We start from the raw sequence: 10,669 nt of genomic DNA on the forward strand, positions 1-10,669 counted from the left end.
ATACACCAATAGATTATTCTTTTTTATTTATTCCATCAATTATTTGTTGAATTCTATTAAAATCAATATTATAATCAGCTGCTATGCTTTTTTTCTCTGGAAATTGTTCTATCATTACTGTTGTTGAAGGGAAAGCAAAATCTACTCCAATTTCAGCAGCCAACTTCAAAATAGCTAAATGTAAACTATGTTTTGAGGCTTGTTCGATATTCCAATCCAGCTGCACAAAATATACATTTAAAAGTATTAGTAAAGAAGAATCTCCAAAACCAGAAAATTCAACATTAAAAGCATCATCTCGCGTTTCTGGGTGTAATTCTATAATTTTACGAACTCCTTTTACAAAAGCATCTATAAGTTCAGGTGGCGTATCATAACGCAATCCTAAATTAGTTGTGTATCTTCTATATGCGCGTAAACCTTTGTTATTTACAACCATTTCAGACAATGCACTATTAGGAATTTGATAAACAGAGGTATCTGCTGCTCTTACAGTTGTTGATCTAAACCCAACAGTTTCTACCGTACCCACAACAGTTCCTGCCTCAATCCAATCACCAATATGGAATGGTTTATCAACAAAAATCATTACGGTTCCTATCAAGTTTTTTACCGTATCTTGAGATGCTAAAGCGACGGCTATACCTCCTATTGAAGCCCCTGCAATAACAGTAACTGGCTCAATTCCAAATAATGTAAGTAATTTAAGTAATCCTACAAAAATTACAATTCCTTTTAAAAAATTATGAAGTATTGGAACTAATTGATCATCCAATTTACCATGAGTAGATTCTGCATAATCAGCATAAATATCCATAACCACCTTCACTAGTTTTAAGAATACATAAATCCAAAAAACTGTAACCATAATATTTAAAGCTAAAAATATAAAAGTATTTATATCTAAAGGAAGCTCTAAGGAAGGTAATTCTTTTTTTAAAAACCAAATTAGTATTAATAAAACAATTGGACGTGTTAATTTTTTTAGTGCTAATTTAATTTTATCATTAGATTTATGAATAATCCAATATTGTACTTTTTGCAAAATTAAATACACAATCTTTTTTAGAATGTAAAATAAAGCAACACAGATAAGTGCTAAAATTAACAAACCTAAATATTGCCATAACTCTATTTTGAATAGTTTTTCATGTCCAAATTCCGGAATAATTTGTTGTAATTTTTCAGTATACCAAGGAAAAGTTCTTTTATAAAGTTCATTTATTTTACTAGTGGTTTCTGATGAATAATACCAGCTATCGCCTATTCTTTCAACATAAACTTCAGGCATTCTATATGGAAATAACACGTATCTATTCCCAATTTTATAATCTGTTGTATCAGAATAAAATTTATCTTTTGGTATCTTGGAAAAATCTACCTTCAAGCCTTTTCCATCTAAAATTTTCTTCAATTTAATAGCTGCATCTTCAGCATCTTTTCCTTCAAAACCATATATTGTTTGAGCAGCTTTTTCAGGTTCAAAAGAATCTGGTTGTAAGAAATATAAATGTGTGTAAATTGTTGAATTTGGATTACTAAGATCTACTTTTACTTTATTTTGGGCAATAAGAGTATATGAAAGTAATATGAAAAATAAAAGTATTTTTTTCATTTTAAAGTATTTTTTTAACTAAAAGACAAATTTATGACTTTAATTTTTAGCAATAAATGATAGCAACTGAATTATTATCTTTTTTTTCTTTTGCTGAATTTCTTTTTCTTTCTTGAATTAAAAGAAACTGTATCATTAAAAGTATCTTTTACTTTTTCAGCTTTATTTTTCCTCCAGGAATTTGTTGAAGGAAGCAATTTTTGAAGCAAATCTTGTCTACCAACTTTAGTAAGTGTATTTCTAATCCAAGCCTGATTTTCCCTTTTATACCAAAAGAAAAAACGGTGTTGCTCCTCCTTTTCATGTTTTGTTTTAGGTGTTTTAGTAGGCTTTAATGTATATGGATGATAACCGCTATAATAAATAACAGTAGCAACTGTCATTGGTGTGGGTGTAAAACCCTGAACTTGCTCCAACTGAAAACCCATATCTTTAGTTTCTGCAGCTAAATTTGCCATATCTTCCACCTCACAGGCTGGATGATTTGAAATAAAATATGGAATTAATTGTAAATTTAATTTTTTACGAATATTAATTTTATCAAAACGCTCTTTAAACTTATGAAAATATGTGAAGGAGGGCTTTCTCATTAATTTTAAAACTGGATCAGAGGTATGCTCTGGCGCTACTTTTAAACGACCTGAAACGTGTTTAGTCATCACCTCTTCTGTATAATCATCTAATTCCTTTGGATCGGCAAGTTTATTAAACTCTGGAACTAACATATCATGTCTAATTCCACTTCCAATAAAAGATTTTTTAATTTTTGGATGCCTATCAACTGCTTTATAAAGTTCTGTTAACGGTTTATGCGAAGTATCTAAATTATGACAAATTACAGGTGAAATACAAGAAGGTGAAACACATTTATCACAAATTTCCTGAACCTTACCTTTCATTTTATACATATTTGCCGAAGGGCCACCAATATCAGATAAATAACCTTTAAAATCTGGCATATTTGCAACCTGTTCTACTTCTTTTAAAATAGATTCCTGACTTCTGCTAGCAATAAATTTACCTTGGTGTGCTGAAATAGTACAAAAACTACAACCACCAAAACAACCTCTGTGAATATTAATAGAAAACTTAATCATTTCAAACGCAGGAATTGGTCCGCGCTTATTATATTTTGGATGTGGTAAACGGGTAAAAGGTAAATCGAAAGAAGCGTCAATTTCAGCTTCAGTCATAGTCTCATAAGGCGGGTTTATTACCAACTTTGAATCTCCAACATCCTGAAAAATTCGATCTGCAAATAATTTATTAGACTCCTGCTCAATAACTTTAAAATTAGAAGCAAACAGTTTTTTATCTTTCAAACAAACTTCATGTGAATGAATTGAAACATCATTCCAATTTTTATTTTTAGGAATTTCTTCTTTATTTTTCAACAAAAAAGCAGTTTGTTTTACAGTTGTTAAGCTTGAAAACGGTACACCTTTTTGCAATAGACTTACAATTTCACGCAAAGGTTGTTCTCCCATTCCATATACTAATAAATCTGCTTTAGAATCTTTTAAAATTGTTGGTTTTAAAGTATCGCTCCAATAATCGTAATGTGTAACTCTTCGCAAAGAGGCTTCAATTCCACCAATTAAAACAGGTATATTGGGAAATTTTTCTTTTAAAATATTACTATATACTGTAGTTGCATAATCGGGTCTAAAACCTTTGTCTCCATTTGGTGTGTAAGCATCGTTATCTCTTTTTCTTTTACTAGCAGTGTAATTACTAACCATTGGATCCATACAACCACCTGTAACTGCAAAAAACATTTTAGGAGCTCCAAGCTTTGTAAAGTCCTGTAAGTTATCATGTACACTTGGTTGTGGAACAATTGCAACTCGCAAACCATAACTTTCTAAAATTCTACCAACTACAGCATGTCCAAACGCTGGGTGATCTACATAGGCATCTCCGCTAAAAAGAATTACATCTAATTCCTCCCAACCCCTAAGTTTCACCTCTTTATTAGTAGTAGGTAACCAATCTGAAAGTTTATTCATTATCATATTTTGCAAAAATACACTAAATAAAACAATTCTAAATAAGACTTTTTAAAGAACCTCATTTAACCTATTAAAGTTAATAAATGTTAATGAGTGTTAATATATTAAACCTTTCAATTTCAGTTTAGTCAAAGAGGTATAAAACAAAATAAAACATTTAATATTATGAAAAAATTAATAGGATTAACAGCTATAGTTATATTATTTTCTTTAACTATTTCTGCACAAGGACAAAATCAAAGACAAGGTAAAAGAGCTGACTTTACTCCAGATCAAATGGCAACACTGCAAACCAAAAAAATGGCATTGCATTTAGATTTAAATGAAAACCAGCAAAAAGCTATTTATAATTTAAATAAAAAAAATGCTGAAGAACGTGAAGTGCTTAGAGCTGAATTTCAAAAAAACAAAGAACAAGGAACCCCTTTAACAAGTGATGAACGTTTTGCACGAGAAAATATAAGATTGGGAAGACAACTTGCTCATAAAAATGAACTAAAAAAGATTCTTACAGATGAGCAATTTGAAAAATGGGAAGCAACTAATAATTTCAATAAAAAAAGAGGAAATAAAAAAATAGGAGACAGACAAGGCATTAAAAAAGGAGATGCTTCAAGAAAGCAATACAAAAACAGAAGTTAGTTTAGTTAATAGTTTTTTAATGAAGTCGTAATTTTATTTGTATCCTAAAAAACAAAAGGGTATTCTAATAAAATAACTTCACAAAAAAACACGAAGGTTTAAACCTTCGTGTTTTTTTTATATTTTATAATTTTTATTTTAAAATCTATAATAAAGATTTTACATAACGTCTATGCATTCTTTTAAAAAGAATTAACTCTTTTCTAAGCATTCTTACAAAATCCTTACCGTTTATTTTTGTATTTTCTAATTTTAGGCAATTAGCATACAAACTATCAATAAAAAATTGAAGTGATTTAGCGTATTTTAATTTTATTATTGGATTTTGTTGAATTTCTGTTTCAGCAATTTTTGGAACTAACCCTAGAGAGTCCATAACCAAACTATTTGCAAATCTGTCTGATTCTTTTTTAGATAAATACATAGATTGTATATCCTTTTCATTTGTTATATACGCAGCTATATGACGCGATAAATGAAAAATTTCAATTGATTTTTGATAAATCAAAGACTGTTTTAAATTATATTCAGTAGAATCAAACATTTGTTAAAAAAAATTCAATCAAATTTACTCTGTATTTTAAATTTTTATATTTAATTTCTAAAGTTATTTTTAATATTAAATTAAAATTTTAATATTTTTATAGCTTTAAACTTTAAAAATGAAATTAGATACTATAAATTGGAAAATACTAACTTGTTTACAACAAAATGCAAGGCAATCAAATACAGAAATTGCACGTAAAGTTGGTGTAACTTCACCCGCTGTTGCTGAACGTATTCGAAAAATGGAAGATGCTGGAGTAATTGAAGGGTACCATGCAAAAGTTTCTCATTCTGAAACTGAACATCAATTAAAAGCTATTATTACCTTAAGAGCGTTTATGGGAAGATTAAAACCCTTTCTAGAAACCGTTAAAAATTTTGATGAAGTAGTTAATTGCTATAGAATTACTGGAAACGAAAATATTGTAATGGAGGTTGTATTAAAAAACCAAAAACATTTAGAAAAATTTATTGATAAATTAATTACATATGGTGAAACTCGCACACATATTGTACTCTCAAATGTTGTTGAAAACAATCCGATTATTAAAAGATTACCTGCTTAAAACTTTAAAATTCATTTAATTTCTGGGAACTGAAATTTTACTACCTAAAAAAAGTGCATTATAAAACAACCTGTTTGTACCATACCAAGCACCTCTAAAATTAGGATTATCAGCAAACATAATAACACGTCCTTTGCCCAAGGAGCTTACAATTAAGGATGCTGAGGGTTTTAATTTTTCTTCTAAATTTTTGTTTGAAATATAACCATCAATATGTGGGTTTTTAGTGTATTTAGCAATTGTTGAATATGCATTTTTACTTGGCGCTAAATAAACAGAATTATTTTTATAAACCGATAATTTATTTGAATGGTAACCAAAACCTAAAGGATGTGTTATGTCTAGTTCAACTTCAAAAATTGCACCCCCTAAACGTTCTCTTCCAATATTTTCAGAAGCATCTACATAAGGTAATCTTTCCACTAAAATTTCATTTTCATTTGTTTTAGGCAATTTTGTAAGATTCTCTTTTACTAATTTTTTATCTATTGCCCATTTACTTGCACCAGCAATGGTTATTAAGGTATTTCCATTAGAAATCCACTGCTTTAACTTACCTATTTGAAGTGAATCTAAATTATTATAATTTCCGGAGACCATTACTATTGTTGTATATTTTTCTAGAGAGGCTCTATTAAAATTATTCATTCTAATTTTAGTTATTGGCATATGAATTCTTGTATCAAGTAAATGCCAAACTTCTCCTGCTTCAGAAGAACTTACGCCTTCTCCAATAAACATTGCTACTTTTGGCTTTTCAATTGCCATTTGATTTCTACTTCCTAAATCAATACCTACATTACTAAAACCAGAATTTACTGTATATACAGGAACATTATATTTTTCTTTAGCATTTTTAACAATTTCAAAAACGGCATCACTCGATTTTTTTTGTTTACTAACAGGAATCATAATAGTTCCGTAATTAAACTTTTTTAAACCTTCAGTTGTCTTAATACTAAAAGGTTTAAAAGCTGAAGTAACTTTAATTCCTTGAGATTGCATAAAATATAAAGCTGCAGCCGCATTATAATCGTCCCAATCTAATAGGTAAGCATAAGAAGTTTTACTGATTTTTGGTGTAATTACCATATTTTCAGTACTGGTAATTTCTTCGCCCAATTTTACATTTTTTAACTCTTTTGAAGGCATATTATAAAAATTAGCTAAACTCCATGCTGAAGCATCATAAAAAACACTATCTCTATATTTATTATACGTTTCAAAAACAGTTTGTACCATTCTTTTTTGTGGTTGATTTACAGGAACAATAAATTTAGCGTCATTTTTAAATACTTTAATTTTATGAATCAACAACTTATCTATAAAATATTTCGTTCTGGTTTTATCAAAACTATCACCAAATTCATAAGCTACAGTACTATTTTTAGGTAATTTTAATTGTGTTGATTTAAAGAAATTTTGTTGATATTTTCTAAGATATTCTTTGTTTACAACCGCTGCTTTTATGGTTGAAAAACTAGAAATATATTGATTTCTAATTGTAAATGGAAAGGTTATTTTACCAAATTCAGTATCTTGTATATGACCTCTTGAACTTGCTTGCTCAAATAATAAAGCGAGTCCGCCTTGCAAATCTGGATACGAAGACCCGTATCCTGGATACGTACCATCAAATGCCTCTTTTGTAAAATAAAAAGAACCAACACTATCTAATGCCGAAGCAAAAAAAGTAGCAAAAAGGTTATTTAAATCTTCATAATTTTCCTTTGGCATGATAGGATTTTTTGATCCTATTGGCTTCATAGGCTCAAAAAAATAAGTGCTATTTGTACCCATTTCGTGAAAATCTGTCACAACATTTGGATACCATTTATGATACCAATTTAATTTTCCGCTACTTTCAGGATTAACTGCCAATAACCAATCTCTATTTAAATCGAACCAAAAATGATTGGTTCTTCCTCTTGGCCAAGCCTCATTATGTTCCGCATCCAAAGGATCAGACACTAAAGTGTTTGCTCTAAGTTGATTTACCCAATTTGTATGACGATCTCTACCATCAGGATTAATTGTTGGATCAATAAAAACTACTGCATTTTTCAAATAGTTTAATACTTCGGTATTATTTGAAGCTACTAAAGTATAAGCAACCAACATTGCAGCTTCTGAACTTGAAGGTTCATTGCCATGCACACCATAACCTAGATTTATAAAAATTGGAATTTCATTATAATTATTAGGTGATAAATTAGGGTTTGAAAATTTTAAATGCGATTCTTGAAGACTGCCTATATTTTGTAAATTTTCAGAAGAACTTATAGTAAGCATTATCAATTTTCTATGTTCATGTGTTTGACCATATATTTCAATTGAAGCTCTATCTGATAATTCAGCTAATTTATTAAAGTAGGCAACTATTAAATCGTAGCGCGTATGTTGTGCTCCTATTGGGTATCCTAAAAATGCTTCTGGTGAAGGTATTTCAGGGTTAAATGGTGCTTTGCTTTTTAAAAAATAATCTTGAGAAGCAACAGAAAATATTGTAAATACTATTAATATTACCGAAAAATACAGTTTTTTATAACCCATGAAAATTTGATTGAAGATTGAACTTTAAAATTAACAATTAAATATACTAATAAACATTAAAATTCTATTTATTTTATTGCTAAGTAATTATTGTAACACTAACCTTCCCTATCAATAATTGTTAGTGCCAATCTAATTTTAAAATACTCAATTTCGGCATTTAAATGCTCAAAATAAGGTTTTAAAGCTTGCGGGCTTTCTAATGTTGCTTTCGCCAGTCTCACTTTCTCTACTTCTTCTCTGCTTACAAAATCATAAATTTCAATGGCTTTTCCTTCTGTATATAACAATGCTAAATGTGAAAAAATAGTGGTAGATTTTAAATTACGTTTTTCAGCAATTTCATCAATCGTTAAACCTTCTTTATATAAATCAAAAGTTATTTTATGAGTATCTCTCTTTTTACGCGTTTTTATTTTCTCGTTTGAAAAAGCAATAATTTCAGCAATAAAATCTTCTCCATAAACTTCTAATTTACGCTGTCCTACCCCACTTATATCTAAAAGGTCAGCTTCACTCATTGGTCGTGCACGCTCCATTTCTTTTAAAGTTGCATCATTAAAAACCAAATATGCAGGTATATTTTCTGCCAATGCAATTTCCTGACGTAAATTTCGTAAACGTTCAAATAAACTATCCTTCTTCGGTTTTTTAGTTTTAGTAGTTTTTTCAACAACTGGCTGCTCTTTATACTCAATAGGTTTAGTTAAATTAACAACTTCATTTTCAAACAATACTTTTTTAGAAAAATCAGTTAAGTGCAATGCATTATTTTTATGAAATGCAATTTCGCAATATCCTTGATTAATTAACTGAATAATATATTGTTGCCAATCTCTCCAGGAAATCTCTTTTCCAACTCCGTGAGATTTTAATTTATCATAACCTTTATCTAAAATAGTTGCATTTTGTGCTCCACGCAAAACATCAATTACAGTTCCAATAGCTTCACTTTCTTTTAAACGAGTGATTACAGAGAGTGCTTTTTGAGCAATAATGGTTCCGTTAAAAAGTTGAGGAGGATTTTTGCAAACATCACAATTACCGCAGTTTTCAGCTAATAATTCACCAAAATAACTTAATAATATTTTTCTTCGGCAAGTAGTGGCTTCAGAAAATTGTTTTATGCGTTCTAATTTAGCAACCTGAACTTCCTCGTTACTAGCTCCATTCATGAATTTTCGAAGTTGAATAACATCCGAATAACTATGAAATAACAATGCGTTTGCTTTTAAACCATCTCTTCCACAACGACCAATTTCCTGATAATAGCCTTCAATATTTTTAGGCATATTATAATGAATTACCCAGCGTACATTAGATTTATCTATGCCCATTCCAAAGGCAATAGTTGCACATACAACTTGCGTTTTATCGTAAATAAAATCTTCTTGTGTTTTAGTACGTTCTGCAAAATTTAATCCAGCGTGATAAGCTGCTGCCTTTATACCTTGCTGTTTTAATTTATTAGCAATTTGTTCCGTTCCTTTTCTACTTAAGCAATAAATAATACCCGATTCCTTGGGTTGTTTTTCAATAAATTTAATGATTTGAGAAATCCGATCATTAGCAGGCCGAACTTCTAATTCAATATTTTTTCTGTCAAATGAAGCAATAAATTGTGTTGCCTTTGGTATATTTAATTGCTCTATGATATCTGCTCTTGTAGCTTTATCTGCAGTGGCAGTTAAAGCAATAATTGGTGTATTTGGTAAAGTGTTTTTTAAAAATCCTAATTGCTGATATGAAGGTCTGAAATCGTGTCCCCAGGATGAAATACAATGCGCTTCATCAATTGCGATACAGCTAATATATGTTTCATTTAAAATATTTTGTAAAAATGATAAACTTTCTGGTGCTACATATAACATTTTCAACTCTTTGCTATAAATTTTATCAAAAATTTCATCTTGCTCAAACTTTTCCTGACTGCTATTGTAAAAATCTGCCAAAATACCATTTGCTTTTAAGCCATCAACCTGATCTTTCATTAAAGCAATTAAAGGTGAAATAACCAACGTTAAACCATTAAACAACAAAGCAGGTAATTGAAAACAAATAGACTTTCCTCCACCTGTTGGCATTATAACTAAATTATCATTTTTAGTAAGTACTGATTCTACTATTTGCTCTTGTTGATCCCGAAAACTGTCGTATCCAAAATATGTTTTTAAAGTAGGAAGTAATTTATCTTTTGTTTCTTTTAACAGCATTAATTAATTTTTTCACAAAAATACATTTTATTAACAAATTAGTAGAAATTGAAATTATTTGTACAATTTTTAGCTTTATTTCAAAATACATATCAGATACGCTAATACATTTAACATATAATAATTTTAAAGCATTAATCTTAATCAACAAAGGAGTTTTAACATCATAGCAACCAAAAAAATAGTGAATTCCAAGTAAATCTTTCGTATTTTTGCAAACTTGAAGTTTAACTTAGAAAACTAATTAATAAAGACATGAGTAAAATAATGACAGTAGACGTTTTGTCTAGTATTAAAGGAGCACAACCATCAGAGGCTGTGAACAAACTATTTGATGTAATTAAAAATGCGCATCCAACTGATAATTCCTTAAATAATGTCAATTATAATTGTGTGTCAGTAAATAATTTAAGAGAAGATGTTGTTGTAGAGAGTTCGGCTATGGAAAAACAAATAATTTTAGAAAACTTTCCGAACAAAAAAAACGGTTATTTAGTAGTTGCTAAAGTTATAGAAGATTAA

The 10,669-nt window shown here is 29.2% G+C and carries 8 protein-coding genes; 3 read left to right on the top strand and 5 right to left on the bottom strand.

All coding sequences use genetic code 11. The features are described 5' to 3' along the window. Positions 1-13 precede the first annotated feature (13 nt). Both BX611_RS09840 and BX611_RS09845 read right to left on the bottom strand, forming a co-directional pair. Positions 14-1,615, bottom strand: coding sequence for a mechanosensitive ion channel family protein (locus tag BX611_RS09840; RefSeq protein ID WP_115880735.1), 1,602 nt, complete (start codon positions 1,613-1,615; stop codon positions 14-16). A 74-nt stretch (positions 1,616-1,689) separates the two neighbouring features. Further along, the gene (locus tag BX611_RS09845) at positions 1,690-3,630 is read right to left on the bottom strand and encodes a YgiQ family radical SAM protein (RefSeq protein WP_115880737.1); all 1,941 of its coding nucleotides are present in this window, start codon (positions 3,628-3,630) and stop codon (positions 1,690-1,692) included. 162 nt (positions 3,631-3,792) lie between these two features. Here BX611_RS09845 and BX611_RS09850 point away from each other — a divergent pair, with 162 nt between their 5' ends. After that, positions 3,793-4,269 (top strand): hypothetical protein, encoded by a 477-nt coding sequence (locus BX611_RS09850; RefSeq protein ID WP_115880739.1) that lies wholly within the window; start codon positions 3,793-3,795, stop codon positions 4,267-4,269. Between the two features lie 145 nt (positions 4,270-4,414). Here the strand turns inward: BX611_RS09850 and BX611_RS09855 are convergent, their stop codons facing one another. Beyond that, positions 4,415-4,813: a hypothetical protein gene (locus BX611_RS09855; RefSeq protein ID WP_115880741.1), complete on the bottom strand. Its 399-nt coding sequence runs from the start codon at positions 4,811-4,813 to the stop codon at positions 4,415-4,417. Positions 4,814-4,931: 118 nt separating this feature from the next. Between BX611_RS09855 and BX611_RS09860 the strand changes: the two genes are divergently transcribed. Beyond that, a complete protein-coding gene (locus BX611_RS09860) occupies positions 4,932-5,381 on the top strand; it encodes an Lrp/AsnC family transcriptional regulator (protein ID WP_115880743.1) in 450 nt (149 codons plus the stop codon). 15 nt (positions 5,382-5,396) lie between these two features. On the opposite strand, the gene BX611_RS09865 is transcribed toward BX611_RS09860, so the two are convergent. Both BX611_RS09865 and recQ read right to left on the bottom strand, forming a co-directional pair. Further along, positions 5,397-7,934 (bottom strand): M14 metallopeptidase family protein, encoded by a 2,538-nt coding sequence (locus BX611_RS09865; RefSeq protein WP_115880745.1) that lies wholly within the window; start codon positions 7,932-7,934, stop codon positions 5,397-5,399. A 98-nt stretch (positions 7,935-8,032) separates the two neighbouring features. Continuing rightward, entirely contained in the window at positions 8,033-10,147 is a 2,115-nt protein-coding gene (gene recQ, locus BX611_RS09870) for a DNA helicase RecQ (RefSeq protein WP_115880747.1), read from the bottom strand. Between the two features lie 255 nt (positions 10,148-10,402). Here recQ and BX611_RS09875 point away from each other — a divergent pair, with 255 nt between their 5' ends. Next, positions 10,403-10,669, top strand: a complete 267-nt coding sequence (locus BX611_RS09875) for an Asp-tRNA(Asn)/Glu-tRNA(Gln) amidotransferase subunit GatC (RefSeq protein ID WP_181897246.1) — start codon at positions 10,403-10,405, stop codon at positions 10,667-10,669.

It is taken from the genome of Lutibacter oceani (assembly GCF_003384935.1).
In the GTDB taxonomy this organism is placed as follows: Bacteria; Bacteroidota; Bacteroidia; order Flavobacteriales; family Flavobacteriaceae; genus Lutibacter; species Lutibacter oceani.

Bases quoted from the DNA above. Each gene is read 5' to 3' on its own strand.
- BX611_RS09855 (WP_115880741.1), bottom strand. From the start codon at position 4,813: ATGTTTGATTCTACTGAATATAATTTAAAACAGTCTTTGATTTATCAA.
- BX611_RS09875 (WP_181897246.1), top strand. From the start codon at position 10,403: ATGAGTAAAATAATGACAGTAGACGTTTTGTCTAGTATTAAAGGAGCA.
- BX611_RS09845 (WP_115880737.1), bottom strand. From the start codon at position 3,630: ATGATAATGAATAAACTTTCAGATTGGTTACCTACTACTAATAAAGAG.
- BX611_RS09840 (WP_115880735.1), bottom strand. From the start codon at position 1,615: ATGAAAAAAATACTTTTATTTTTCATATTACTTTCATATACTCTTATT.
- recQ (WP_115880747.1), bottom strand. From the start codon at position 10,147: ATGCTGTTAAAAGAAACAAAAGATAAATTACTTCCTACTTTAAAAACA.
- BX611_RS09865 (WP_115880745.1), bottom strand. From the start codon at position 7,934: ATGGGTTATAAAAAACTGTATTTTTCGGTAATATTAATAGTATTTACA.
- BX611_RS09860 (WP_115880743.1), top strand. From the start codon at position 4,932: ATGAAATTAGATACTATAAATTGGAAAATACTAACTTGTTTACAACAA.
- BX611_RS09850 (WP_115880739.1), top strand. From the start codon at position 3,793: ATGAAAAAATTAATAGGATTAACAGCTATAGTTATATTATTTTCTTTA.